The 24,281-nt window shown below is 65.7% G+C and carries 24 protein-coding genes; 14 read left to right on the top strand and 10 right to left on the bottom strand.

Annotated elements, in window-relative coordinates; genetic code table 11:
• Nucleotides 1–286 precede the first annotated feature (286 nt).
• The gene (tgt, locus tag R5H30_RS01965; protein ID WP_318326300.1) at nucleotides 287–1,414 is read right to left on the bottom strand and encodes a tRNA guanosine(34) transglycosylase Tgt; all 1,128 of its coding nucleotides are present in this window, start codon (nucleotides 1,412–1,414) and stop codon (nucleotides 287–289) included.
• A 295-nt stretch (nucleotides 1,415–1,709) separates the two neighbouring features.
• Here tgt and R5H30_RS01970 point away from each other — a divergent pair, with 295 nt between their 5' ends.
• From R5H30_RS01970 to tpiA, 6 genes are all read left to right on the top strand, one after another.
• Entirely contained in the window at nucleotides 1,710–2,165 is a 456-nt protein-coding gene (locus R5H30_RS01970) for a GAF domain-containing protein (RefSeq protein WP_318326301.1), read from the top strand.
• 120 nt (nucleotides 2,166–2,285) lie between these two features.
• Nucleotides 2,286–3,671, top strand: a complete 1,386-nt coding sequence (rimK, locus tag R5H30_RS01975) for a 30S ribosomal protein S6--L-glutamate ligase (RefSeq protein ID WP_318326302.1) — start codon at nucleotides 2,286–2,288, stop codon at nucleotides 3,669–3,671.
• A 75-nt stretch (nucleotides 3,672–3,746) separates the two neighbouring features.
• Complete coding sequence (locus tag R5H30_RS01980; protein WP_318326303.1) at nucleotides 3,747–4,109, top strand: SUF system Fe-S cluster assembly protein; 363 nt, start codon at nucleotides 3,747–3,749, stop codon at nucleotides 4,107–4,109.
• A gap of 281 nt (nucleotides 4,110–4,390) precedes the next feature.
• The gene (locus R5H30_RS01985; protein WP_318326304.1) at nucleotides 4,391–4,756 is read left to right on the top strand and encodes a HesB/IscA family protein; all 366 of its coding nucleotides are present in this window, start codon (nucleotides 4,391–4,393) and stop codon (nucleotides 4,754–4,756) included.
• A gap of 3 nt (nucleotides 4,757–4,759) precedes the next feature.
• Nucleotides 4,760–5,083 carry a TfoX/Sxy family protein gene (locus R5H30_RS01990; RefSeq protein WP_318326305.1) on the top strand — a complete coding sequence of 108 codons (324 nt, stop codon included), beginning with the start codon at nucleotides 4,760–4,762 and terminating at the stop codon, nucleotides 5,081–5,083.
• 81 nt (nucleotides 5,084–5,164) lie between these two features.
• The gene (gene tpiA / locus R5H30_RS01995; protein ID WP_318326306.1) at nucleotides 5,165–5,914 is read left to right on the top strand and encodes a triose-phosphate isomerase; all 750 of its coding nucleotides are present in this window, start codon (nucleotides 5,165–5,167) and stop codon (nucleotides 5,912–5,914) included.
• 27 nt (nucleotides 5,915–5,941) lie between these two features.
• Here tpiA and R5H30_RS02000 read toward each other — a convergent pair whose 3' ends face one another.
• The 5 genes from R5H30_RS02000 to R5H30_RS02020 form a co-directional block, all read right to left on the bottom strand.
• Nucleotides 5,942–7,336 carry a TRAP transporter large permease gene (locus R5H30_RS02000; protein WP_318326307.1) on the bottom strand — a complete coding sequence of 465 codons (1,395 nt, stop codon included), beginning with the start codon at nucleotides 7,334–7,336 and terminating at the stop codon, nucleotides 5,942–5,944.
• A 3-nt stretch (nucleotides 7,337–7,339) separates the two neighbouring features.
• Entirely contained in the window at nucleotides 7,340–8,026 is a 687-nt protein-coding gene (locus R5H30_RS02005; protein ID WP_318326308.1) for a TRAP transporter small permease, read from the bottom strand.
• Between the two features lie 83 nt (nucleotides 8,027–8,109).
• On the bottom strand, nucleotides 8,110–9,111 hold the full coding sequence (locus tag R5H30_RS02010; RefSeq protein WP_318326309.1) for a DctP family TRAP transporter solute-binding subunit: 1,002 nt from the start codon (nucleotides 9,109–9,111) through the stop codon (nucleotides 8,110–8,112).
• 248 nt (nucleotides 9,112–9,359) lie between these two features.
• Nucleotides 9,360–10,589, bottom strand: a complete 1,230-nt coding sequence (locus tag R5H30_RS02015) for a sigma-54-dependent transcriptional regulator (protein ID WP_318326310.1) — start codon at nucleotides 10,587–10,589, stop codon at nucleotides 9,360–9,362.
• Nucleotides 10,586–12,334, bottom strand: a complete 1,749-nt coding sequence (locus R5H30_RS02020; protein ID WP_318326311.1) for a sensor histidine kinase — start codon at nucleotides 12,332–12,334, stop codon at nucleotides 10,586–10,588. Before R5H30_RS02020 ends, R5H30_RS02015 begins: the two co-directional genes overlap by 4 nt.
• 59 nt (nucleotides 12,335–12,393) lie before the next feature.
• On the opposite strand from R5H30_RS02020, the gene R5H30_RS02025 reads away from it, so the two are divergent.
• Entirely contained in the window at nucleotides 12,394–13,575 is a 1,182-nt protein-coding gene (locus R5H30_RS02025) for a cytochrome P450 (protein WP_318326312.1), read from the top strand.
• 7 nt (nucleotides 13,576–13,582) lie between these two features.
• Here R5H30_RS02025 and R5H30_RS02030 read toward each other — a convergent pair whose 3' ends face one another.
• A complete protein-coding gene (locus tag R5H30_RS02030; RefSeq protein ID WP_318326313.1) occupies nucleotides 13,583–14,044 on the bottom strand; it encodes an Lrp/AsnC family transcriptional regulator in 462 nt (153 codons plus the stop codon).
• A gap of 145 nt (nucleotides 14,045–14,189) precedes the next feature.
• On the opposite strand from R5H30_RS02030, the gene cysG reads away from it, so the two are divergent.
• The 6 genes from cysG (at nucleotide 14,190) to R5H30_RS02060 (ending at nucleotide 19,667) form a co-directional block, all read left to right on the top strand.
• Entirely contained in the window at nucleotides 14,190–15,620 is a 1,431-nt protein-coding gene (gene cysG, locus R5H30_RS02035) for a siroheme synthase CysG (RefSeq protein ID WP_318326314.1), read from the top strand.
• Nucleotides 15,620–15,934, top strand: coding sequence for a DUF2849 domain-containing protein (locus tag R5H30_RS02040; RefSeq protein ID WP_318326315.1), 315 nt, complete (start codon nucleotides 15,620–15,622; stop codon nucleotides 15,932–15,934). Before cysG ends, R5H30_RS02040 begins: the two co-directional genes overlap by 1 nt.
• Nucleotides 15,927–17,591, top strand: coding sequence for a nitrite/sulfite reductase (locus tag R5H30_RS02045; RefSeq protein ID WP_318326316.1), 1,665 nt, complete (start codon nucleotides 15,927–15,929; stop codon nucleotides 17,589–17,591). Before R5H30_RS02040 ends, R5H30_RS02045 begins: the two co-directional genes overlap by 8 nt.
• Complete coding sequence (locus R5H30_RS02050) at nucleotides 17,581–18,354, top strand: phosphoadenylyl-sulfate reductase (protein WP_412105092.1); 774 nt, start codon at nucleotides 17,581–17,583, stop codon at nucleotides 18,352–18,354. The genes R5H30_RS02045 and R5H30_RS02050 overlap by 11 nt, the downstream gene beginning before the upstream one ends.
• Nucleotides 18,351–18,752 carry a DUF934 domain-containing protein gene (locus R5H30_RS02055; RefSeq protein ID WP_318326317.1) on the top strand — a complete coding sequence of 134 codons (402 nt, stop codon included), beginning with the start codon at nucleotides 18,351–18,353 and terminating at the stop codon, nucleotides 18,750–18,752. The genes R5H30_RS02050 and R5H30_RS02055 overlap by 4 nt, the downstream gene beginning before the upstream one ends.
• 66 nt (nucleotides 18,753–18,818) lie before the next feature.
• On the top strand, nucleotides 18,819–19,667 hold the full coding sequence (locus R5H30_RS02060; protein ID WP_318326318.1) for a ferredoxin--NADP reductase: 849 nt from the start codon (nucleotides 18,819–18,821) through the stop codon (nucleotides 19,665–19,667).
• Between the two features lie 213 nt (nucleotides 19,668–19,880).
• On the opposite strand, the gene R5H30_RS02065 is transcribed toward R5H30_RS02060, so the two are convergent.
• The gene (locus R5H30_RS02065) at nucleotides 19,881–20,666 is read right to left on the bottom strand and encodes a prolipoprotein diacylglyceryl transferase (RefSeq protein ID WP_318326319.1); all 786 of its coding nucleotides are present in this window, start codon (nucleotides 20,664–20,666) and stop codon (nucleotides 19,881–19,883) included.
• 250 nt (nucleotides 20,667–20,916) lie between these two features.
• Here R5H30_RS02065 and infC point away from each other — a divergent pair, with 250 nt between their 5' ends.
• Nucleotides 20,917–21,411 (top strand): translation initiation factor IF-3, encoded by a 495-nt coding sequence (gene infC, locus R5H30_RS02070; RefSeq protein WP_318326320.1) that lies wholly within the window; start codon nucleotides 20,917–20,919, stop codon nucleotides 21,409–21,411.
• 108 nt (nucleotides 21,412–21,519) lie between these two features.
• Here the strand turns inward: infC and R5H30_RS02075 are convergent, their stop codons facing one another.
• Nucleotides 21,520–23,262, bottom strand: a complete 1,743-nt coding sequence (locus tag R5H30_RS02075; RefSeq protein ID WP_318326321.1) for an OmpA family protein — start codon at nucleotides 23,260–23,262, stop codon at nucleotides 21,520–21,522.
• A gap of 196 nt (nucleotides 23,263–23,458) precedes the next feature.
• Nucleotides 23,459–24,247 carry an FAD binding domain-containing protein gene (locus tag R5H30_RS02080; RefSeq protein ID WP_318326322.1) on the bottom strand — a complete coding sequence of 263 codons (789 nt, stop codon included), beginning with the start codon at nucleotides 24,245–24,247 and terminating at the stop codon, nucleotides 23,459–23,461.
• Nucleotides 24,248–24,281 lie beyond the last annotated feature (34 nt).

The following is a 24,281-nucleotide window of genomic DNA, read 5'->3' on the forward strand; positions in this document are numbered from 1 at the left end:
CGGGGTTTTCAAGCGCATCGGTCCCTTCGGCCTTGAGTCAGTCTGCCGCCTGGCCGCAGGCACCACAAGTCCGATCCTGTGGTTTCGCTGCCTGTCGGCACAATATCCTGTTTCACAGCCCGTGCATCGCGGAAACGTGAGGCGAACCGCCCCGGCAAGGACGTCGGGACGGTCTCAACTGGAAACGCGCCAACCGAAGCGCCGGGCAATGCGACGGCTGCCGTTTTGCTCAGTCGACCACTCCAGCGTTAACATTCCCTTTAGATCCGGGGTGTAGAGCGCCGTTTTACAGAGGTTCGATGTCGCCGGCCGCGCGCGTCTCATGAAACTTCGCCTGCCAGGCCTCGAAGCTGCCGCTCGCGATCGCCTGCCGCATGCCGTCCATGATCTCCTGATAGTAATGCAGGTTGTGCCAGGTCAGCAGCATCGAAGAGATGATCTCCTGGCTGCGAAAGACGTGATGCAGGTAGGCGCGGCTGTAGTTCCGGCAGGCCGGACAGGAACAACCCTCGTCCAGCGGGCGCTGATCGTCCTGGTGGCGCGCGTTCTTGATGTTGACCACGCCGCGCCGGGTGAATGCCTGGCCCGTACGACCCGAGCGCGACGGCAGCACGCAGTCCATCATGTCGATGCCGCGCGCCACGGCCCCCACGATATCATCGGGCTTGCCGACGCCCATCAGGTAGCGCGGCTTGTCCTCCGGCAGCATGTCGGGCGCGAAATCGAGACAGCCGAACATCGCCTTCTGCCCTTCGCCCACGGCAAGACCGCCCACGGCATAGCCGTCGAAGCCGATGGCGGTCAGCGCCTCGGCGCTTTCTTCGCGGAAATCACGTTCCAGCCCGCCCTGCTGGATCCCGAAGAGGGCATGCCCGGGCCGGTCGCCGAACGCCTCGCGCGACCGCGCGGCCCACCGCATCGACAGGCGCATGCTTTCGGCGATCCGATCCCGGTCTGCGGGCAGCGCCGGACATTCGTCGAAGCACATCATGATGTCCGATCCCAGAAGGCGCTGGATTTCCATCGAGCGTTCCGGCGTGATTTCGTGCTTCGAGCCGTCGATATGGCTGCGGAACGTCACGCCGCGCTCGGTCAGCTTGCGCAGCTCGGCAAGGCTCATCACCTGGAAGCCGCCCGAGTCGGTCAGGATCGGCTTGTCCCAGTTCATGAACCGGTGCAGGCCGCCAAGCCGGTCGATACGTTCCGCCGTCGGCCGCAGCATCAGGTGATACGTGTTGCCGAGCAGGATGTCGGCGCCGGTGGCCGCGACGCTTTCCGGCATCATCGCCTTGACCGTCGCCGCCGTGCCCACGGGCATGAAGGCCGGCGTACGGATTGCGCCGCGCGGCGTCGAAATCCGGCCACAGCGCGCCTTGCCATCCCGGGCAGCGATGTCGAACTGGAACGTGCTCATTCCGCCCCTCTGCAGCAATTCGAGCGCGCGGCCAAGACCCTATTGCGCCGGTGCCGCCGAAGCTGACCACAGTTTTCAACTATTGATGGAATCAGCAAACGGAAGCTCAACATGCAAATGCAACGTGCAAGTTATTGCATGAACGGTTAACCTTTGCGGGAAGTCCCGTAGTCCCGGAGGTCAAAGAAATGCGCGAAGACAGGCACATTGACGGCGTGACACCGGCGCGGATGCGACAAGACGGAGCGTCATCCGGGGCAGTGGCGGGACTGCCAGGACAGCGTGCCGACTCCGCATGACAGTCGTGCAGGATTTCATCACGCTCGAGCTGCTGGCGAAACGCCTGCGCGACGAACTCGGCTCGATGGCTGTGGTCATCGCCGAACTTGACGGTGCGTCGTTCGACCTGCACGCAATGGTTGGCTTCAAGCTGCCCGAAAGATTTCCACGCGCGAACATCCCGATACCTTACGCGATCAGCACCCATGTCGTGGAGATGAACTATCCGCTGCAGATCGACGACGCGAACAGCCATCCGTTGATCCCCAACCATCCGGCGGTAAGGGAACTCGGGATCGGCGCCTATCTCGGTGCACCCATGCATCGGCCCGATGGAACGGCCTTCGGAACGGTCGCCGCGCTGCACCGGCACCGGCGCAGCTGGCAAAAGGAGGACCTGTTCCTCGTCGAGGGGACGGCACGCAAGGCCGAGGAGATCCTGAATCGGCAGGGTGCCTCGGCCGACGACTGAGCCGCAAGCTTGTCCGCGCGTCCCAGCGTCGCAAGGCGATCGACGGCGTGTCAGGTTACATTGCAGTCACCACTTGCATGCGATAGGGGTCGCAGCCCGACCGCAGCCCAGGAGCGCATCATGCCCGACCCCCTCAACTTCGGCTGGGAGGAGTGGATTTCCCTTCCCGATCTCGGCCTGCCCGCGCTGAAGGCGAAGGTGGACACCGGTGCGCGCACCTCGGCGCTGCACGCGAGCGAGATCGAGGTCTTCGGTCCCGCCGCGAAACCCAAGGTTCGGTTCCTCGTTCACCCTGTTCAGAACCGTGACGACCTGTCGATCGCCTGTTCGGCCCCGATCGTGGATCGGCGCGAGGTCACCTCGTCCAACGGCGAGGCCGAGACGCGCTACGTGATCTCGACCCGGCTCGAGGTCAGCGGCCAAAGCTGGCCGATCGAGGTCACGCTGACAAACCGTTCGGGCATGACCAGCCGCATGCTGCTGGGACGCCAGGCGCTCAACGATCACATCTCGATCTCGGCCACCGAGAAACGCCTGCAACCGGATCTCAGCTACGACGTCTACCACTCGGCCGCCGTGCGCCGCGAAGCGCCCAAGCGCGCCCTGCGCATTGCCGTGCTGAGCCGCGAGGATAACTATTCCACCCGACGGCTTGTCGAAGCCGGCGAAAAGCGCGGCCACGCGGTCGAGGTCATCGACACCGCGCGCTGTTACATGGCGATCAACGCGATGGCGCCCGAGGTGCATTACGACGGCAAGCGCCTGCCGCGCTACGATGCCGTCATCCCGCGCATCGGTGCCTCGGTCACGACCTATGGCTGCGCGGTGATCCGGCAATTCGAGACCATCGGCACCTACTGTGTGAACGGCTCTGCCGGTATCCTGTCGAGCCGGGACAAGCTGCACGCGCATCAGGTGCTGGCCTCGCAGCGCATCGGCATGCCGGTCACTGCCATCGCCGCCTCGCCCAAGGACACGTCAAACCTGATGCAGTTGGTGGGAACTGCGCCGGTGATCGTGAAACTGCTCGAATCGACGCAAGGCAAGGGCGTGGTGCTGGCCGAGACCCGCAAGGCCGCCGAATCCGTCGTCGACGCGTTCCGGGGCCTCAAGGCGAACTTCCTGGTGCAGCAATTCGTGCGCGAAGCCGCCGGAGAAGACATCCGCTGCCTCGTCATCGGCGGCAAGGTCGTGGCCTCGATGAAACGCACCGGGGCCGATGGCGATTTCCGGTCCAACCTGCACCGCGGCGGCACGGCGACAACGGTGCGGATCAGCAAGATCGAGCGCGAGACGGCAGTTCGCGCCGCCCGCGCCTTCGGTCTGGGTCTTGCCGGTGTCGATCTCTTGCGCGCCTCCGACGGGCCGAAGGTGCTCGAAGTCAACTCCTCGCCCGGGTTCGAGGGCATCGAAAAGGCAACGACGCGCGACATTGTCGGCAAGCTCTACGACGAGGTCGAGGCCCGTGCGAAACCGCGGCCGGCGCGGCGACGGCGCGTCGCCTGACGTTCGGCCGGCGGTACTGGACGCTGGTGCGGGTAAATCCTATATAAAAGCTAAGGTAAAAAGGTAGAGGTAAGCATGTCCCAGTCTCCCGAACCGCTCGAAGGCGCGCCGCTGATCGCGCCTTCAACGACGGATCACCCGCTTTACGACGGCGTGGTGGAGGCCTGCCGCACGGTCTACGACCCGGAAATCCCGGTCAATATCTACGAGCTCGGCCTGATCTATACCATCGACATCAGCGACCAGAACGAGGTCCGCGTGGCGATGTCGTTGACCGCGCCGGGCTGTCCGGTCGCCGGCGAAATGCCGGGCTGGGTTGCCGATGCGGTGCTGACCGTCCCGGGCGTCAAGGACGTCGACGTGCAACTCACCTGGGAGCCGCCCTGGGGCATGGAAATGATGTCCGACGAGGCCCGGCTCGAACTCGGGTTCATGTAGACGGAACGCGTCACACGTTAGAGATGTGCCCGTCACAGTAGCTTCATGTATCGCAGGTAGCGTCCGCGGCGCAGGACCAAGGCTTGTCGGCACTTCGTTCCCGGGTTCCGACACCCCCCGTTCTTGGCTTGCAAGGGTCCCGGGCGCTCCCCCAGGCTCCCGCCGCACACCGGACCAGACCTTTGGCCGCCTGCCGCCACCGCCGGCAGGCGGCCATTTTTCCACAGGGCCTTGAGCCGGAGCCGGCCACGACATACCTTCTTACGCAAAGGAGCTGTTCCATGTTTTCCATCCCCGGCAAGCAAGCCGTGACCCTGACCCCGAAGGCCGCCTCGCAGGTGGTCAAGCTGATGACATCTGGCGGCCACGCCGGGTTGCGCATCGGTGTCAAGAAAGGCGGCTGCGCGGGCATGGAGTACACGATGGAATACATTGACGCAGCCGACCCTATGGATGAGGTGGTCGAGCAGGACGGTGCGCGGGTGATGATCGCGCCCATGGCGCAGATGTTCCTCTTTGGAACCGAGATCGACTACGAGACCTCACTGCTCGAATCGGGCTTCAAGTTTCGCAATCCGAACGTCACCGAGGCCTGCGGGTGTGGTGAGTCGATCAAGTTCGACGAAAAGCTGTCGACCGGAACGTGACCGGTGGCGCTGACGCCGGAACAGATCGACCATGCGGTCGAACTCTTCGAAGGCGTCGGCACGATCACCACGCGCCGGATGTTCGGCGGCATGTGTCTTTACATCGACGGCACGGTCTTTGCCCTTCTGCGCAGCGACGGTACGGTCCTGTTGAAAGCGGTCAACACGTTCCGCGACCGCGTCGAGGCGGAGGGCTGGACCCGCTGGGAATACACCCGCGACAACGGAACCCGAAGCGCGATGCCCTACTGGGAACTGCCCGAGGCGGCGCTCGACGATCCCGACGAGGCGCGCGCTCTGGCCCGCGCGTCGCTGGCCGCGATGTAGCGACGCGGGGTTCCAGCCCGCTACATTGCCGCCTCGCGGACGGAATGCTACGACTTCGCACGAACACGCGCGGAGGACGGCATGAGACGCAAGCTGGCGGCAGGCAACTGGAAGATGAATGGCAGCCGGGAGGCGCTGGCCGAGTTGCGCGACCTCGGTGCAACGCATGCCGACACCGCGGTCGAGATCCTTGTCTGCCCGCCCTTCCCCTACCTGCTTGCGGCCCGCGATCTGACCGGTACCGGCCCGGTCGGCATCGGTGCGCAGGATTGTCATGTCGAACCGAAAGGGGCGCATACCGGTGACGTGTCAGCGGCGATGATCGCCGATTGCGGCGCAAGCCACGTGATCGTCGGCCATTCCGAGCGCCGCGAGGCGCATGGCGAAAGCGACGAGACGGTTCTAGCCAAGGCCGAGGCGGCACAGGCGGCGGGCCTCGTGGCCATCGTCTGTCTCGGCGAAAGCCTCGCCCAGCGGGAGGCCGGCGAAACGCTCGACGTGATCCGGACCCAGTTGGCGGGATCGGTTCCGGACGGCAGCACCGGCGAGACCCTGGTCGTTGCCTACGAGCCAATCTGGGCCATTGGAACGGGCAAGGTGCCGACGCTCGACCAGATCGCGGAGGTCCACGCCGACCTGCGTGGGCATCTCTGCGAACGTTTCGGCGACGAGGCCGGCAATAGGTTCCGCCTGCTCTACGGCGGCTCGGTCAAGCCCGGCAACGCCGCCGAGATTTTCGGCGTGGGCGATGTCGACGGCGCGCTGGTCGGCGGTGCCAGCCTCAAGGCGTCGGATTTCTCGCCCATCGTCGCGGCGCTTGAAAACGCCTGAACGCGCGGGTTGGCCCGCGCCCCAGAGCTATTTCACGATGATTTCCGGCCCCATCATAAGGGTCGGCAACCACGTGCTGAGCGTCGGGACGTAGGTCACCAGGATCAGGAAGACGAAGAGCACGGCGAGGAACGGCAGCGCCGCCTTGACCACCGCCATCATCGGCATCTTCGCGACACCCGAGGTGACGAAGAGGTTGAGGCCGACGGGCGGGGTGATCATCCCGATCTCCATGTTCACGACCATGATGATCCCGAGGTGAATGGGATCGATGCCCAGCTCGATGGCGATCGGAAAGACCAGCGGCGCCACGATCACGATCAGCCCCGAAGGCTCCATGAACTGCCCGCCGATCAGAAGGATCACGTTGACGATCACCAGGAACATGATCGGGCCCAGCCCCGCCGCCAGCATCGCGTTGGCGACGTGCTGCGGGATCTGCTCGTCGGTCAGCACGTGCTTGAGGATGAGCGCGTTGGCGATGATGAACATCAGCATCACCGTGAGCTTGCCGGCCTCGAAGAGCGTGTGCCGCGTGTCGCGATGCACGAAGGCGGTAACCAATGCGATCGGCTTGTCCAGAAGCGTCTTGTTGCGCTGGCCCTCGGGTGTGTGCAGCGGCCCCATGTCGCGGTAGATGAACGTCGCCACGAAGAAGGCGTAGACGGATGCCACGGCGGCCGCTTCGGTGGGGGTGAAGATGGCCCCGGTGACACCGGGGATGCCGTAGATGCCGACCATGATGATGACGATCAGCATCAGGCCCCAGAACGCGTCGCGGAAGCTGTCGAAGATCTCGCCCCAACCTTGCCATTCGCCCTTCGGCAGGTCGCGCACCCGTGCCATGATGTAGATCGTCACCATCAGCATAACGCCGGCCAGGATGCCGGGGATGACGCCCGCAAGGAACATCCGGCCTACGGAGACGTCCGTGGCCGAGGCATAGACCACCATGACGATGGAGGGCGGGATCAGAATGCCGAGCGTGCCGGCGTTGCAGATCACCCCGGCGGCGAAATCCTTTGAGTAACCGACCTTGACCATCGCCGCGATGACGATGGATCCGATGGCGACCACGGTTGCCGGCGACGAGCCTGAAAGGGCTGCGAAGATCATGCAGGCCAGAACGCCCGCGATGGCAAGGCCGCCGCGCAGATGCCCGACGCAGGCGATGGAAAAGCGGATGATCCGCGCGGCCACACCGCCCGTGGACATGAAGCTCGACGCGAGGATGAAGAACGGGATCGCGAGTAGCGTGTAATGTCCTGCCATCGCCTGGAAAAAGCTTGCGGCGATGGCCCCGAGCGAGGTGTTCGAGAAGGCCAGCAGGAAGACCATCGAGCTGAGGCCGAGCGAAACCGCGATCGGCACGCCGACGAACAGCAGGCCCACGATCATCACGAAAAGAAGGACGACTTCCATCTGTCAGCGCTCCGGGTGCGTGCCCGAGAGGGCTTCGATGTCTTCTTCGGCCTCGTGGCTCACGATCATGGTGTCCTGACGCCCGGCCAGGACGCGGATGAAGGCTTGCACGAAGCGCAGCAGTATGAGCGCGCAGCCCACGGGCAGCATTACATAGGGCACTACATCGGGCAGCTTGCTGTAGGCGTCGCCGTCATTGATCAGGTCCGGCAGGAAGCCCAGCAGCATTTCGGGGAACGGGATCTGATCGGTTTCCATGAAGGCGCGCGACCGTGTCTCGACAAAGCCGGTCGGGAACCACCGCCCCGAAGTCACATCGAGACCCGCGAACGGCGCCCAGTAGTCCCAGGCGCCTTTCATCAGCAAAAGCGCGTAGATGACGCAGATGCCCGCAGCCAGGATGGCCGCGATGCGGCGCGGACGGTCGGGGAGCACGTTGGTCAGAGCATCGACGCCGAGGTGGGTGGTCTTTTTCACGCCATAGCTGATCCCGAAGATCACGAGCCAGGCGAAAAGCGTCGCTACGACTTCGAGGCTCCAGATAATGCTCGAGTTGAAGACGTAACGCATGACCACGTTGACGAAGCTCAGCGTCACCATGATTCCCAACATGATCGCGATGAGGTTCTCTTCGAGCCGGTCAACGAATGTGCCGAAAAGCCCTGGTTCCTGTCCGTACTTGTCCTGCATGGTCTGCCCCTCCCCACGGCCCCTCCCCGTCGGAGCGGCAGAACACGGGCGGCGCGCCGCCCGTGTCCGGTGTGATCACGCGATCAGTTCTGCGCGTTGAATTCCTGCGCGGCAGCGATGTTCTCGGCGCCCACGTCGCCCTCGAACTGCTCCCAAACCGGCTTCATCGCCTCGACCCACGCGGTGCGTTGCTCTTCGGAAAGTTCACGCACCTCGCCGCCGGCGTCGATGATCGCCTGCTTGGCTTCCTGGTTCACCTTCTCGGATTCCGCATTGCGGGTCACCGTCACCTCTTCGAGGATCGTCAGGAACTGGTCGCGCACGCCCTCGTCGAGACCGTCGAGCCAGTCGACCGAGGCCACGACCATGTAGTCGATGATGCCGTGGTTGGTCTCAGTGATGCCGTCCTGCACTTCAAAGAACTTCTGGCCGTAGATGTTGGACCAGGTGTTCTCCTGCCCGTCGACAACGCCGGTCTGCAGCGCACCGTAGACTTCCGCGAAGGCCATCGGCTGCGGCGAGGCGCTGAGCGCTTCCATCTGCGCCACCAGCACGTCGGACGGCTGCACGCGGAACTTCAGGCCCGAGGCGTCCTCCGGCATCATCAGCGGCTTGTTGGCCGAGATCTGCTTCATGCCGTTGTGCCAGAACTGCAGACCCTGCAGGCCGCGCTTGGCCATCACGCCCTTCATCTGGTCGCCGATCTCGGAGTTCTGGAAGGCGTCGACGGCGGCGATGTTCTTGAACATGAAAGGCAGATCAAACAGGCGATACTGCTTGGTGAAGCTCTCGAACAGCGACAGCGACGGCGCGGCAAGCTGGATGTCGCCGGTCAGCAGCGCCTCGAGCGCCTGCTCGTCAGTGTAGAGCGTGGAGTTCGGAAAAACTTCCATGCAGGCCGAGCCGTTCATTTCCTCGTTCACCCGCTCCTGCAGCAGCGAGGCGGCGATGCCCTTGGGGTGTTTATCGGTATTGGTGACGTGGCTGAACTTGATGACGATCTCGCCGTCCTCGCAGGACGCGGCGACGGCGGTTGCGCTGACGCTGAGCGTCAGGGCCGCCAGGGCGGCTTTAACGATTTTCATGAGTTTCCTCCCAGAAACGTTGTTCGGTTTTGTCTTCCCGGCGCCCTGAACCGGACGCGCTGACAGCCATCAAACACGCATCCGGCGCGCAAAACAAGAAACTTGCCCGACCACCAGGCAAGGCAAAGAATTCATAATAAATACAGTGAAAAAAGAGCATTTTCTAAAGCAAAAATCGACGCCCGCGCCGCACCCCGGTGCGAGAATCCACACAGCCACGCCCCCGCCTGTGCGGAATCTCGCACAACTCAGGTTCGGTAGTCCTCGGCGCGCAGTCCGTGGCGCGACAGCTTGTCATAGAAGGTCTTGCGTGGAAGCTTGAGCGCCTTGGCGGCTGCCACGGCCTGTCCGGAGGCGCGGCGCAGCGCCTGTTCGAGCAGCGACCGCTCGACCTGCGCCATCTGCTCGGCAAGGCCCAGGGACGCATCGGCCCTGCTTTCGTCCCCGAGCCCCAACGCAAACCGCATGGCCTCGGACATCAGCGATCGCGCGTTGCCGGGCCAGTCACGTGCCATCAGACCGGCGATGACCTGCGGCGAGATGTCAGGCGCCTTCAGCCCGGCCTGCTCGCTGGCCTGCGCCACGTAGTGCTGGAACAGCACCGGAATGTCCTCGGGCCGTTCGGATAGTGACGGCACGCGCACCGGCATCACGTCGAGCCGGTAGTAGAGCTCGGCATTAAACTGCCCCGCCTCGACAGCGGCGCCCAGATCTCGGGTCGAGCCGGCGATCAGGCGCGTCGCGACGCCCACCTCAAGATCCTCGAGCAGAGCAAGCTGGGTCGCGGGCGGCAAATGCGCGATCTCGTCGATGAAGAGACTGCCGCCCTGCCCGACCTCAAGCGCCTCGGCAAGTGCCGCCTCGTCGAGCCCGGCGGCGGCGCGCTTGACGAAGGGCGCCTTGGAGCGCGCCGAGCTGAGATGCACCACCTCGGCCACCTTCGAGATGCCCGCCCCCGGCGCGCCGGTGATCAGCACCTCGGCCTCGGTGCGCGCCGCCCGTCGCACCCGGGCGCGCAACCCTTCTGCCAACTGCGAGGTGCCGAAGAGCATCCGCGCCGCCGGGTCTCCGGTCTCGACCATCGCGCGCAGGTGGCGGTTGTCGAGCACAAGCCGCCGGGTCTTGAGCGCGCGCTCCAGCACCGCCAGCAGGTCGTCCGGATCGCAGGGCTTCTCGAGGAAATCGAAGGCCCCTTGTCCCATCGCCTCGACGGCCATCGGGATATCGCCCTCGCCGGTCAGCAGGATCACCGGCAGATCGGGATCCTGTCCGCGCGCGTAGCCGAGCAGATGGAAGCCGTCGCGCCCGGGCATCCGCATATCCGACAGGATTACCCCGTCGAAGGCGGGCGTGATGTGATCCTTGGCCGCGACGAAAGATGCGGTGGCGACCGGCGCCAACCCGCCCAGTTCGAGGGTCTGGACCAGCGCTTCGCGCACCGCGGCATCGTCGTCCACCAAAAGCACGCGACGGCTCATGCCGCGACCTCCTGCGGTTCCATGCGTTCGAGCGTGACCGTGAACTGCGCGCCGCCTGCGACGTTCTCGCCGCGGATGTCGCCGCCGAAGCTTTGCACGATGCCGTAGCTGATCGACAGGCCCAGCCCCATACCGTCGCCGCTGCCGACGGTCTTGGTGGTATAGAACGGATCGAAGACCTTGTCGGGCACGTCGATCCCCGGCCCTGTATCGCGGAAGCTCACGGTGAGCGGATCACCGGTCGAGATCGCGATCGTCAGCACCCGCGTCGCGCGCCCGTCCATCGCGTCGGCGGCATTGGCGATGAGGTTGACGAAGACCTGGCCTAGTCGCACTTCTCCGCCGCGCGCCCAGACCGGCGTGTCGGGTGGGTCGTAGTGCAACGTCACGCCAACGCTCTCGCGTCGCGCCGCGGTCAGGTCCAGCGCCGACTCGAGCACCTTGGCGACGTCTATGCGCCCTTGCGGCACGCTTTCCTGTCGGGCGAAGGCACGCAGGTTGCGGATGATGCGGGCCATGCGGTGCGACAGGTCGGAGATGCGCGCTAGGTTCTCCGCCGCGCGGGCAGGCTCGTCACGTTCGAAGAACTTCACCGCGTTGTCCGCAAACGACCGGATCGCCATCAGCGGCTGGTTGAGCTCGTGGCTGATCCCGGCGCTCATCTGTCCCAGCGCGGAAAGCTTGCCGGCGCGGACTAGATCCTCCTGCGCCAGAGCCAGTGCCGCCTGCGCTGCCTCGCGCTCGCGCGCTTCCTCGATCAGCCGGGCGTTGGTCTCCGACAGCGCACGGGTACGGTCCGCCACGCGCGCCTCGAGCTGCGCGTTGGCGAGCGCGAGGGTGCGCCGGCGTTCTGTGGCGAGAAACAGCAGCGCGCCAAAGGCCAGACAAAGTGCTGCGACCGCCGCCGCCTGCAGCCGCGCAACCCGGGCGGCCGGGGTCACGTCGAGCAACAGCTCGCCGGTCAGCCCGATGATCGGAAGCGGCCGAACGAGATGCAATGCGCGTGCCGGCAGGTAGGGGCCCCAGTCCATCTCCCAGATCTCGTGGCCTCCGAGGACATGCACGTCGACTGGCGCCTCGCGCGCACCGGTTGGCACGATCCCCGACCCGCCTTCGTCGCGCTGCCACGAGGCGAGTTCGCTGCGGTTGCTGACGATGACCCGGCCCCGCGCATCGGTAAAGAACACCGCGCGGTTGTTGCCGCGCCAGCCGTCCTCGATGGCCTCGATGTCGGCAGCGACGACAATGACGCCGTCGACCTTGCCGTCACGGCCGAAGCTCGGGGCGGCATAGGCATAGGCGCGCGCGTCGAGCGGCATGTCGGCGCCATGTCCGCGCCCCAGCGCGCCGTGAAAGGCGCGCCGGATGATCGCGCTTGCGCTCAGATCGGCACCGGGCGCGCCGCGCGCCGCCACCGAGACGCGGCCGCTTCGGTCGACGAACATCACGTCGAGTGCTCCGGTCTTGTCCGCGCCCTCCTGGAACAGCTGCCGCGCGGCGTCCGCGCCCTGCCCGTCGACGAGATCTCGGATCACCGGGTGATCGGCCAATTGCACGGCCAGTACACGGTAGCGCTGCAACGGTCCCATCAGTCGGTCCGCAGCCAGCGCGAGGTCGGCCTCGCCCTGCGCGGCGAGCTGGTCCAGCCCCTGCCGGTAGCCATAGCGGAACACACCCGCGGCGACGAGCGCGACGAGGGCGAGAAAGCCGATGACGAGCATGGCACGGTGCGCAAAGCCGTTCATGGCGCGAACCTACAAAGCGTCCCTTGCCTTTTCCAGTGTGGCGGTGCTTGAAGGGCGCCATGAACAGGTTCCGCCAGTCCCCCCGCGACCCCGGTTTCGTCCAGAACCCGTACCCGCTCTACGCCCGCTTGCGCGCCCAGGCGCCCGTTCAGTTCTGGGAGGATTACGGGATGATGGCCGTTTTCGACGCGGCCACCGTGCAGGCCCTTCTGCGCGACCGAAGGCTGGGCCGTGCTGTGCCCGAGGCGCTGCGCAAACCCGTGCCGGACCATCTGCGGGATTTCTACGCCGTCGATCATTTCTCGATGCTGGACATGGAGCCACCGTCGCACACGCGTCTGCGCGGCCTAGTGCTGCGCGCCTTCACCTCGCGCCGGATCAAGGCGCTGGCCCCCGAGATCGAGGCGGTCTGCGCGGACCTGCTCGAGACCTTCCCCGATCACCCGTTCGACCTGATGCCAGCCTATTGCGCCGAGGTGCCGGTGCGCATCATCGCGCGCCTGCTGGGCGTGCCGGAAACCGCCACGCCCGACCTTCTGCGCTGGTCGAACGCGATGGTCGCGATGTACCAGGCCCGGCGTGGCCGCGCGGTCGAGGAGACGGCGAACGCCGCGGCACGGGATTTCACCGGCTTTCTGCGTGACCACATCGCGCAACGCCGGAAGGATCCGCGCGACGACCTGCTGTCCGAGTTGATCGCGGCCGAGGAAGCCGGAGACCGCCTGTCGCCGGAGGAGATGATCGGCACCTGCGTCCTGCTGCTCAACGCCGGCCACGAAGCCACCGTGCACACGCTCGGCAACGGGGTGAAGGCGCTGCTCGAGAACGCCACGCCGGCGGACGCCTTCGCCGACAACGCGATCGCCGGGACGGTCGAGGAGATCCTGCGCCATGACCCGCCACTGCACATCTTCACGCGCTATGCCTACGAGGACATCGAGGTCGGTGGGCATAGACTGGCAAAAAACGAGGAAGTCGCTCTGGTGCTCGGCGCGGCAGGACGCGACCCGGCGGCTGTCACCGAACCGGACCGCTTCGATCCGTTCCGGCCCGCAAAGCCGCATGCTGCCTTCGGGGGCGGGCTGCACTTCTGCGTCGGCGCACCGCTTGCGCGGCTGGAAATGCAGATCGCGCTTCAGGCGCTGTTCGCGCGCTACCCAGGCCTCGCCCTGACCGAGGCTCCGGAATATGGCGACCTCTATCATTTCCACGGCCTGAAACGCTTGATGGTGCAGGTCTGATCCGTGCTCAGAGCGGCAGCGCGGTCGTCGACTTGATCTCTTCCATGGACAAAAGCGCCGTGACGTTGAACACCCGCACCTCCGAGATCAGCGCCTGGTAAAAGGCGTCATAGGCGCGGGCGTTCTTGACCCGGACCTTCAGGATATAGTCGATGTCGCCGGCAAGGCGGTGCGCCTCCTGGACTTCCGGGCGCTCCTTCAGCGCCTTGAGAAAGGCGGCCTGCCACTCGGCCTCGTGCTCGGAGGTGCGGATCAGCACGAAGAAACAGGCCTCGAATCCCAGCGCATCAGCGTCGAGCACGACGGTCTGCTGGCCGACGATCCCCGCTTCGCGCATCTTGCGAATGCGATTCCACACCGGGGTCTTCGAACTGCCCACGCGAGCGGCGATATCGTCGAGCGACTGGCTGGCATCGCGCTGCAGCTCCGCGAGAATTTTCCGGTCGGTCTCGTCTATCCGGACACTCATTCGTCTTTCCTCGCGCCTTTGGACCGCTGGTCACGCATGTCGTTAAGTTTGGAACATATGTTCTTATTCACGGCGTGATCTGGCGCCTTGGCGGGAATATTTCCTATATTGCAGGTCAAGTCAAACGACACCGGGCCTTGGGACCATGGATCACTTTCCGATATTCATCCGCACGAAGGGAACGCGTGTCGTGCTGTCCGGAGGCGGCCCGGCGGCGCTGGCCAAGCTGCGGTTGCTGCTCAAGACAGAAGCGGCGATCACCGTTCACGCATTGGATCCCGCGCCGGAGATCCGCGGCTGGCACGAGTCGGGCGGTCTCGCGCTGGTCGAACGCCCGCTTGAGCCGGGTGACGTCCGCGGTGCGGCGCTGTTCTATGCCGCCGACGAGGACGAAGGCGAGGATGCGCGCACAGCGGCGATCGCCGAGGCCGAGGGCGCGCTGGTCAACATCGTGGACAACCTCCACGACAGCGCCTTCATCACCCCGGCCATCGTCGACCGCGATCCGGTCACCGTGGCCATAGGTACCGAAGGCGCGGCACCGGTTCTGGCGCGTGCGATCAAGGCCGACCTCGAGGAACGTCTGCCCGCAACGCTGGGCACGCTCGCGCGCATCGGCAAGGAATTTCGCAAGGTGGCCGAAGCCCTGCCCTTCGGCCGCGCGAGGCGCGACTTCTGGCGCGACTACTATTTCCGCGCCGGACCCGAGGCGATGCAGCGCGGAGAGGCGGCGGTCGAAACCGCACTCGACACCCTGCTTGGCGACCATCTGGAGCGCAAGGCGCGCCCCGGACATGTCGCCTTCGTCGGGGCGGGTCCGGGTGATCCGGAATTGCTGACCCTGAAGGCGCGCAAGGCACTGGACGAGGCCGACGTGGTGATCCACGACCGGCTGGTGCCCGGCGCGATCCTAGAACTCGCGCGCCGCGAAGCGGTGCTGATCGACGCCGGAAAGGAAGGCTTTGGCCTCTCGACGCCGCAGGAGCAGATCAACGACCTGATCGTCGAACATGGACGCGACGGCGCGCAGGTGGTCCGGCTCAAGGGCGGCGACGCCACGATCTTCGGGCGGCTTGACGAGGAGATCGATGCGGTCGATGCCGCCGGGATCGACTGGTCGATCGTGCCGGGCATCACCTCGGCCTCCGCCGCCGTGGCAGCTATCGGCCAGAGCCTGACACGGCGCGGGCGCAATTCTTCGGTTCGTTTCCTCACCGGGCACGACACGAAGGGTTTTGCCGATCACGACTGGAAGGCGCTGGCGCGACCCGGCGAGGTCGCCGCGATCTACATGGGCAAGAAGTCCGCGCGCTTCATCCAGGGCCGGCTGATCATGCACGGGGCCGATCGACAGACGCCGGTCACGCTGGTCGAGAATGCCTCGCGCCCTGAGCAGAGCGTGCTGGAAACCACCCTCGATGCCTTGCCGGCCGCGCTCGCCGCCGCCGAGATGAACGGGCCCGCGCTGACCTTCATCGGCCTTGCCCCGCGCGCGGCGCTGGCGTCGTCGAACCGTCACGCGACTGGCTTAGGCAGCGCGCATGACCCCGAATTTTCAGCCCAGGAGGCTTTGTGATGCCGAAACCCTTCACCCCCAAGGTCGTGACCGCCAACGCGCTCATCGAGGGCGACGTGATCTACCAGACCGCCGACGGCTGGACGCGCGATCTCGCGCAGGCCGAGGTGTTGACCGACGAGGCCGATGCCGACCTGCGCCTGATCGAGGCGAGCCAGCAGAAGGCGGATGTCGTCGGCGCCTACCTTGCCGACGTCAAGATCGAGGGCGGACGCCCCGTGCCAACCCATTTCCGCGAGGCGTTCCGGGCCAAGGGCCCGTCGAACTACGCCCACGGCAAACAGGAAGCGAAAGAGACGAGGACCAATGTATAACTACTCCGATTTCGACGCAGCCTTCGTCGCCGAACGCAATCGCCAGTTCCGCGCCCAGGTCGAACGCCGGGTGGACGGTTCGCTGACCGAGGACGAGTTCAAGCCGCTGCGGCTGATGAACGGGCTCTACCTGCAGCTGCACGCCTACATGCTGCGCGTGGCGATTCCCTACGGCACGCTCTCGAGCCGGCAGATGCACAAGCTCGCTGACATCGCCGATCGTTGGGACAAGGGCTACGGCCATTTCACCACGCGCCAGAACATCCAGTTCAACTGGCCCGAACTGCGCGACGTGCCCGACATGCTCGACGCGCTGGCCGAGGTGCAGATGCACGCGATCCAGACCTCGGGGAACACCATCCGCAACGTGACCGCGGACCATTTCGCCGGGGCTGCATCCGACGAGATCGCCGATCCGCGCCCGGTGGCCGAGCTGATCCGGCAGTGGTCGACCGATCACCCGGAATTCCAGTTCCTGCCGCGCAAGTTCAAGGTCGCCGTGACCGGCTCGCCCAACGACCGGGCCGTGACCAAGGCGCATGACATTGGGCTGCGCATGGTCGAGCGCGACGGCGAAGCCGGGTTCGAGGTGATCGTCGGCGGCGGGCTGGGCCGGACCCCGATGATCGGCAAGGTGCTGCGGGACTTCCTGCGGCGCGAGGACCTGCTGCCCTATCTCGAGGCCATCGTGTCGGTCTACAACGTGCTCGGACGGCGCGACAACAAGTACAAGGCGCGCATCAAGATCACCGTGCACGAAAACGGGCTCGACGACATCCGTGCGCGCGTCGAGGAGCGCTTCGCGCTGCTGAAACCGCAGTTCTCGGGCGTCGACCAGCAGATGCTGGCGGCCATCGAGGCGGATTTCGCGGCTCCCGAGTTCGTCGAGAAGTCTCTCGCCGGATTCGAGGCCGCCTACACCAACGATCCGGTGTTCCGCTCGTGGGTCGACACCAACGTGACCGAGCATCGCGCGCACGGCCATGCCATCGTGTCGATCAGCCTCAAGGCCCACGGCAAGACCCCGGGCGACGCGACCTCGGACCAGATGCGCGCAATGGCGGATCTGGCAAAGGCACACGGCTACGACGAGTTGCGCATCAGCCATGAGCAGAACGTGATCCTGCCGCACGTACACAAGGCGGACCTGCCAGCGATCCATGCGGCGCTGAAGGCGCACGGACTTGCCACGGCCAACATCGGACTGATCTCGGACATCATTGCCTGCCCGGGCATGGACTATTGCGCGCTGGCCACGGCCCGCTCGATCCCGATCGCCCAGGAAATCGCGACGCGCTTCGACGAATTGAAGCTCGAACACGATATCGGACCGCTCAAGATCAAGATCTCGGGATGCATCAACGCCTGCGGCCATCACCACGTCGGCCATATCGGCATTCTCGGGCTCGACCGCGCCGGGGTCGAGAACTACCAGGTTTCTCTGGGCGGAGACGGGACCGAGGACGCGGCCATCGGCGAACGCGCCGGACCGGGTTTCTCGGCCGACGAGATCGTGCCGGCCATCGAGCGGATCGTGGAAGCCTACCTCGACGCGCGGACGGAGCCTGCGGAAACCTTTCTGCAGACCTATCGCCGGGTCGGCATGGCGCCGTTCAAGGCCGCGCTCTACCCGGAGGCCCGGGCCGATGCCGCTTGACCATTCGGACCCGGCACCAGCGGAGGATGCCGAGCGCGTGGCAGGCCTGCGCGCTATGGCCGCGCGTCTGAACGCCGAGTTGCGCCACCACGGTGCTGTCGACGTTCTGCGCGCGGCGGTGCGCGAGATCCCCGATCTCGCCCTCGTCTCGAGCTTCGGGGCCGAGTCGGTCGCCCTGCTGCACCTCGCCTCGATGGTGAAAAAGGACCTGCCGGTGATCTTCATCGACACCGAGATGCTGTTCGCGGAAACCCTGGTCTACCAGCAGGACCTGTCCGAGCGCCTCGGCCTGCGCGACGTGCGCATCATTCGCGCCGAAGACATCGCCGAAAAGGATCCTGACGGCACGCTTCACCAGCGCGACACGGATGCCTGCTGCTTTCTGCGCAAGACCGTTCCGCTGAACCACGCGCTCGAAGCCTTCGGTGGCTGGATCACCGGGCGCAAGCGGTTCCAGTCCGGATCGCGTGCGCAGCTCGACTTCTTCGAGGTCGAGACCCCCGCCGACGCGCCCGCCCGGCTCAAGGTCAATCCGCTGGCCTTCTGGGAAGCCTGGGACGTCGCCGACTACATCACCGAGAACCGCCTGCCCCGGCATCCGCTGGTCGCCAAGGGCTATCCGTCGATCGGCTGTGCGCCCTGCACCACGCCTGTCGCCGAAGGCGAGGATCCGCGCGCCGGACGCTGGCGCGAAACCGACAAGGACGAATGCGGCATACACTTCGTGGATGGCAAGCTGGTCCGAACAGGAGCATCGACATGAGCATCATCGTGACCGACGCGGGCTTTGCCCCCGACGACTGGACCACCGGCTACGCGCAGCTTGGCGCGGCCAACGACACCGACGCGCTCGACGTCGCCTCGGATGCCGACGCGCAGGCGATCCCGCTCTGCGGCGGTCTGAAGATGATCCGGGTCGACTTCCCCTCGTCCGCCGACGGGCGCGGCTTCAGCATCGCGCGGACGCTGCGGCTGCGCGGCTACACCGGCCGCCTGCGCGCACGCGGGCACGTTCTGGCCGACCAATACGCGATGGCGCGGCGCTCGGGCTTCGACGAGGTCGAGATCTCGGACGAGCTTGCCGCACGTCAGCCCGAGGATCAGTGGCAGTTCCGGGCCGACTGGCGCGCCCATGACTACCAGGCGCGCCTGCGCGGCTGATTGCCCCCTTCCAAACCGAGCTAGCAACTTCTAAAGAGGGCGCGGCGCCGAGCCGCGCAATGACACATGACCGAGCAGACACCCGTGACCCAGGCGACCGCCAGCAAAGTTCCGGCCCTACCCGACGCGCAGACCGTGACCCAGGTCCAGCACTGGACCGACCGGCTGTTCTCGTTCCGGGTGACCCGGCCCGCTTCTCTGCGCTTCCGTTCGGGCGAATTCGTCATGATCGGGCTGATGGGCGACCCGGACCCCAAGACCGGGCGCCAGAAGCCGCTGCTGCGCGCCTATTCCATCGCCTCCCCGGCCTGGGACGACGAGTTGGAATTCTACTCGATCAAGGTGCAGGACGGCCCGCTGACCTCGAAGCTGCAGCACATCCGTCCCGGCGACCAGATCATCCTGCGCCCCAAGCCGGTCGGCACGCTGGTGCATGACGCCCTACTGCCGGGCCGGCGCATCTGGTTCTTCGCCACCGGCACGGGCTTTGCCCCCTTCGCCTCATTGCTGCGTGAACCCGAGACCTACGAGAAGTTCGAGGATGTCGTCATCACACATACCGTGCGCGACGTGGCCGAGCTTGAATACGGGCGGCGCCTGATCGAAAACCTCAAGGCCGACGAGATGATGCAGGAACTCATCGGCACCGAGAACCTCGCCAAGATCCGCTACTACCCGACGACGACGCGCGAGGAGAGCCCCAAGATGGGCCGGATCACCACCCTGCTCGAAGATGGCACCGTGTTCCGCGACCTCGGCATCGATGGCATCTCGCCCGAGACGGACCGGGCGATGATCTGCGGCTCGCTCCCCTTCAACCTCGACATCAAGGCGATCCTAGAAGGTTACGGCCTCGAGGAAGGGGCGAATTCCGATCCCAAGCATTTCGTGGTCGAAAAGGCCTTCGTCGGCTAACGCCGGCAGGGCAGAGGCAGGGTTTCGTCCCGGTCCCGTCTGTACCATAGGCTTGCCTGCCCTGCGCCGGCGTTTCGCTTTGTCATGAAAGAAAACCCCGGGCTTTGGCGGTTTGGCTGCAGTTACGCCAGTTCGCTCCGGAAAACTTCCGCGCATAATGGGAAACGGCGGCCCAAATGGACCGCCGCTCCGTTCCGACCTCGAAGTCGTCCATCAGTATCCAAGCGCGTCCTTGACGCGGTCGAGCGCGGCTTCGAGCAGTTCGGGACTGGCCTGCGCGGCCTCCAGAGCCGACGTCAGCGTCTGCTTCTGCACATCGTCGAGCGTCGAGCCTTCGATGATCTCGCGCGCGCGGTCCATGTCGAAATTGTCGACGGTCAGAGCCTCGGGGGCCTCCGCCGCGTCGGGATCGGTCGTTTCGGCCACTTCCGGCGCTTCGGCGTCCGAACCGGCGGTCACGCCGTCGGCCTCGGCGTCGGTGTCGGGCGCGAGACGTTCGGAATCGACCGCTTCCTCGGCGGCTTCGCCCGGCGTCGCCTCGAGGTTCTCTGCCGCATCCTGCAGGTCATCCGCAGCGCCTTCCAGCGCCTCCTGCGTTTCCTCGGCAGCGTCGGTCACCGCTTCACCGGCAGCAGTCGCAGCCTCGCTTGCAGCCTCTGCTGCGTCTCCGGCCGCCTCTTCGGTTGCTGCCGCCGCGTCTTCCGCGGCCTCTTCGGTCGCAGTGCCCGCATCCTCGGCAGCTTCTTCGGTTGCGGCAGCCGCGTCCTCCGCGGCCTGCTCGGTCTCGGCGGCCGCCTCTTCGGCGGCTTCCTCGGTGGCCGCCGCGGCGTCCTCGGCAGCCTCTTCGGTCTCGGCGGCGGTTTCCTCTGCCGCGGTTTCGCTGTCGGTCGCCGCGTCCGAGGCTTCGTCGACCGCTTCCTGTGGCGTCTGCCCGGTGAAGAGCAGGTAGGCGCCGAAAGCGACTACGACCGCGACAATGATCCAGATGACGTTTTTCATGATCCTGTTCCCGAATTAGGCACACGCATCGCGCGTATCGAACCTCTGTATGTCATGACAGATGGTCCGCAACCCGGGAAGTGGCAAGGCAAAAATTGTGCCGTATCGGCCTCGAATCGCCTAAGTTGCTGCTTGAAGTGACCCCCTGCCCGGTTTAGCTTGGCGCCTCAGATTTGTTCACAGAAAAAGGACGACCACCATCGCTCGCAGACCCCACAACGCGCCGCCGACCCGTGACACCGGCCCGCGCGTGAACGACAAGATCCGCAGCCCGGAAATCCGTCTTATCGGTGCAAATGGCGAAAACGTCGGGGTCGTGTCCCCGGAGCGCGCACTGGAAATGGCCGAGGACGCCGGGCTCGATCTGGTCGAGATCTCTCCGAACGCGAAGCCGCCCGTCTGCAAGATCATGGATTTCGGAAAATACAAGTACGAGACCCAGAAACGCGAAGCCGAAGCGCGCAAGAAGCAGAAGACGATCGAGATCAAGGAAATCAAGTTCCGCCCGAACACGGATACCAACGATTACGACGTCAAGATGCGCAACGTCTTCAAGTTCCTCGAGAACGGCGACAAGGTGAAGATCACCCTGCGGTTCCGCGGCCGTGAGATGGCCCACCAGAACCTCGGACGAGAACTGCTCGAGCGCGTCGCCGCCGACACCAAGGAGATCGGGCGCGTCGAGAATTTTCCCAAGATGGAAGGCCGCCAGATGGTCATGCTGATTGGCCCGCTGCCCAAGTAAGCGGGCAGGTCTGGTCAAACGCGAACGCCTCCGAATTCCGGAGGCGTTTTTCTTTGGCGAGAAGGAAAGGGCCGGCGGTGGAAGCCGGCCCGGCTCGTTCTGCCGCCCTCAGGCGTCGGTCTGGCGCAGCAGACCGGTGATGTTGCGCACCACGGCGCGCCGGTTGCGCACTTCGGCATCCTCGGTCCGCACTTTCAGATCGCTCTCGCCGTAGCCCTGCACGATCATGTTCTCGGCCGGCACGTCGAAATACTCGGTCAGGGCCAGCGCCATCGACTCCGCGCGCCGGTCCGACAGCGCGAGGTTGTAGGCCGCATCGCCCACCGCGTCCGTGTGCCCCTCGACCAGCACGACCGTCCGCGGGTTCGCCGCGATCAGCTCGCGCAGCGCCTCGCCGATCCGCGCAAGGCTTTCTGCCTGCCGCGGCTCGATGGCGGCCGAACCGGTCGCAAACCGCACAGAGTCGAGCTCGATCTCGGGCGCCAGATCGCGCACCGCCGAAATCTGCCGCACCTGCCGCAGCGAAAAGCTGCGCCCGGTCTCCTGGATGCGTGCGGCTTCCAGGGCGCGTCGCAGCGCGTCTTCGTCCGTGGCACTGACGCTGCCTTGCGGCCGCGCCTGCGGCAGTTCCGAAGTCACCACGTCGACCTCACCTTGGGTATCGTCGAACAGCACGACGGCCTCGCCCTCGGGCGTGATCAGCGTCCGACTAAGCAACGAACCGTCATAGTCGCGGATGGTGATCACCTGCGAGCCGTCCGGCTGGTTGACGATGGTCCGCGTCGAGCCGTCCGAGAAGGTTTCGGTCCGCATCTCGTTGCCCGGACGGCGCAGCAGCGCATCGTCGTTCTTGAGCACGTATAGCTCACCGTCACGGTCCACGACGACGCGGTCGTCGGCGGCACTGACCACCTCGTCGCCGTTGTTGAGAATGCTGCCGACGGCATAGGCGCCAAGCCCGGCGATCAGCGCCTGCTCGAGATAGCTCAGACCGTCATCGTCGTCGCCGCCGTCATCACTGTCGCGGTTGGCTTCGGCGCGCCGGTCCTTGCGCAGATCGCTCTTGAAATCCTCGCTGCTCTTGCGGGTGTTCTTCTCGGTCAGCTTCTCGGTCTTGACCTTGGCGTCCTTGCTGTCGCCCTCCGCCGCGGCGGCAGCCGCAGCCTTGCGCTTGCGCTTCTTGGCCTCGGCGCGGCGCTCCTTCTTGAGCTTTGCCTTCTCCTCGGCCGACATCTTGCTGCCGTCTGTCGCCTTAGGTTCGGCATCGCGTGCCTGCGCCTGCTTCTGCTCCTTCGACTCTCCGCTAGTGTTCTCCGATTTGGCCGCGGTCGACGTGGTCTCGGATGACTTGGCATCGGAAGACTCCGCCTGGAGCGATTTCTTGTCGTCCTGAGACGCTTGGGCCGCCTGCGCGTCGTCGCCTTGGGCACTCTCCGCGGGTTTGTCCTGCGCGGCAGCCTGTTGCTCCTCGGCTTTCTTCTCAGCCCGGGCCTCCTGCTTTTCTGCCTTCTTCTCGGCGCGGGCCTCTTTTTTCTCCGCCTTTTTCTCGGCGCGGGACTGCTTCTCTTCGGCCTTGTCCTCGGCGGTCTCCGACGCGCCCGTCGCGGCCTCGACCGCGTCGCCCAACTCGTCCGTCGCTTCGGTCGCTGCGGCCTCGAGCCGCTTGCTGACCTTCTTGTACTGCTTCTCCCCCTTCACGACGCGGCCGTTTTCGAGCGCGCAGGGGAAGACCCGCTTGTCGGCGTCCGCCAGGCAGGCCGCGGCTTCCGCTTGTGCCGATGCGATACCCGCGGGAAGGCTCAGCATCAGGCCAAGCGTCAGCGACGTGGTGGATTTCAGAATGCGTTTCATGGCGATGTCCTCGCGATACTTTCTACTCTGCTCGGCGCGGCTGCACCGAAGCGTCGAAAGGACATCTGCGCGCGTGGCGCCTGTTATGCGATATCAGCCAGACACCCCGCGCACTGGCATCCGATAACCAACGGGGCCGCGCATGACAGAACGCCATGCGCGGCCCGATGTTCCGTTGGCGGAAGCGCCGGCTGACCTACTTGGCTGCCGCCACGGCGCGTTTCGTCAGCACGCCGACCAGATGCGCACGGTAGGCGCCGCTGCCGTGCAGGTCCGATATCATGTTGTCGCCCGACACGCTCAGCCCGTCCACGGCCTCGGGCGCGAAACTGCCCGAAAGCTTCTCCTCCGCCTCGCTCCAGCGGAACACGCCGTCGTTCGAGGCCCCGGTCACGGCCACGCGCACGCCCTCGGCGAAGCGCGCGACGAAGACACCCACCAGCGGAAAGCGCGAGGCGGGCTGCGCGAACTTCTGGTAGTTCGCCGCCTGCGGGATCGGCAGCTTGACGGCGGTGACGATCTCGCCTTCCTCGAGCGCGGTCGTGAACATGCCCTGGAAAAAGTCGTCGGCCGCGATTTCGCGCCGGTCGGTTACCACCGTCCCGCCCGAGGCCAGCGTCGCCGCCGGATAGCAGGCCGACGGATCGTTGTTGGCAAGGCTGCCGCCGATGGTGCCGCGGTTGCGCACCGCCGGGTCACCGATCCGCGCGGCCAGCGCCGACAGCGCCGGATAGCTGCCGGCGGTCTCGGCCACGATCGCGGCATGCGTCGTCCCGCCGCCGATCTTCAGGGCATCGCCCTCCCGGCTGATCCCCTTGATCTCGTCGATGCCGGTAAGCGACACCAGCACCTCGGGGCTCGCCAGGCGCTGTTTCAGCGTCGGAATCAGCGTCTGCCCGCCGCCCAGGGCCTGCGCCTCTTCACGTCCCAGCGCCTCCACCGCCTCGGCGACGCTCGAAGGCTTGACCAGTTCGAAATTGTACATCTGTAGATCCTTTCCCGAAGGCCCGCGATCCGTC

This window comes from Roseobacter sp. FCG-D35 (assembly GCF_033436665.1).
Lineage (GTDB): Bacteria > Pseudomonadota > Alphaproteobacteria > Rhodobacterales > Rhodobacteraceae > JAWQFO01.

Bases quoted from the DNA above. Each gene is read 5' to 3' on its own strand.
- tpiA (WP_318326306.1), top strand. From the start codon at position 5,165: ATGAGACGCAAGCTGGCGGCAGGCAACTGGAAGATGAATGGCAGCCGG.
- R5H30_RS02060 (WP_318326318.1), top strand. From the start codon at position 18,819: ATGACCGAGCAGACACCCGTGACCCAGGCGACCGCCAGCAAAGTTCCG.
- R5H30_RS02065 (WP_318326319.1), bottom strand. From the start codon at position 20,666: ATGAAAAACGTCATCTGGATCATTGTCGCGGTCGTAGTCGCTTTCGGC.
- R5H30_RS02005 (WP_318326308.1), bottom strand. From the start codon at position 8,026: ATGCAGGACAAGTACGGACAGGAACCAGGGCTTTTCGGCACATTCGTT.
- rimK (WP_318326302.1), top strand. From the start codon at position 2,286: ATGCCCGACCCCCTCAACTTCGGCTGGGAGGAGTGGATTTCCCTTCCC.
- R5H30_RS02020 (WP_318326311.1), bottom strand. From the start codon at position 12,334: ATGAACGGCTTTGCGCACCGTGCCATGCTCGTCATCGGCTTTCTCGCC.
- R5H30_RS02050 (WP_412105092.1), top strand. From the start codon at position 17,581: ATGCCGCTTGACCATTCGGACCCGGCACCAGCGGAGGATGCCGAGCGC.
- cysG (WP_318326314.1), top strand. From the start codon at position 14,190: ATGGATCACTTTCCGATATTCATCCGCACGAAGGGAACGCGTGTCGTG.
- R5H30_RS02055 (WP_318326317.1), top strand. From the start codon at position 18,351: ATGAGCATCATCGTGACCGACGCGGGCTTTGCCCCCGACGACTGGACC.
- R5H30_RS02045 (WP_318326316.1), top strand. From the start codon at position 15,927: ATGTATAACTACTCCGATTTCGACGCAGCCTTCGTCGCCGAACGCAAT.
- R5H30_RS02030 (WP_318326313.1), bottom strand. From the start codon at position 14,044: ATGAGTGTCCGGATAGACGAGACCGACCGGAAAATTCTCGCGGAGCTG.
- R5H30_RS02000 (WP_318326307.1), bottom strand. From the start codon at position 7,336: ATGGAAGTCGTCCTTCTTTTCGTGATGATCGTGGGCCTGCTGTTCGTC.
- R5H30_RS02080 (WP_318326322.1), bottom strand. From the start codon at position 24,247: ATGTACAATTTCGAACTGGTCAAGCCTTCGAGCGTCGCCGAGGCGGTG.
- R5H30_RS02025 (WP_318326312.1), top strand. From the start codon at position 12,394: ATGAACAGGTTCCGCCAGTCCCCCCGCGACCCCGGTTTCGTCCAGAAC.
- R5H30_RS02010 (WP_318326309.1), bottom strand. From the start codon at position 9,111: ATGAAAATCGTTAAAGCCGCCCTGGCGGCCCTGACGCTCAGCGTCAGC.
- R5H30_RS01985 (WP_318326304.1), top strand. From the start codon at position 4,391: ATGTTTTCCATCCCCGGCAAGCAAGCCGTGACCCTGACCCCGAAGGCC.
- R5H30_RS01970 (WP_318326301.1), top strand. From the start codon at position 1,710: ATGACAGTCGTGCAGGATTTCATCACGCTCGAGCTGCTGGCGAAACGC.
- R5H30_RS02015 (WP_318326310.1), bottom strand. From the start codon at position 10,589: ATGAGCCGTCGCGTGCTTTTGGTGGACGACGATGCCGCGGTGCGCGAA.
- tgt (WP_318326300.1), bottom strand. From the start codon at position 1,414: ATGAGCACGTTCCAGTTCGACATCGCTGCCCGGGATGGCAAGGCGCGC.
- R5H30_RS01980 (WP_318326303.1), top strand. From the start codon at position 3,747: ATGTCCCAGTCTCCCGAACCGCTCGAAGGCGCGCCGCTGATCGCGCCT.
- R5H30_RS02075 (WP_318326321.1), bottom strand. From the start codon at position 23,262: ATGAAACGCATTCTGAAATCCACCACGTCGCTGACGCTTGGCCTGATG.
- R5H30_RS02040 (WP_318326315.1), top strand. From the start codon at position 15,620: ATGCCGAAACCCTTCACCCCCAAGGTCGTGACCGCCAACGCGCTCATC.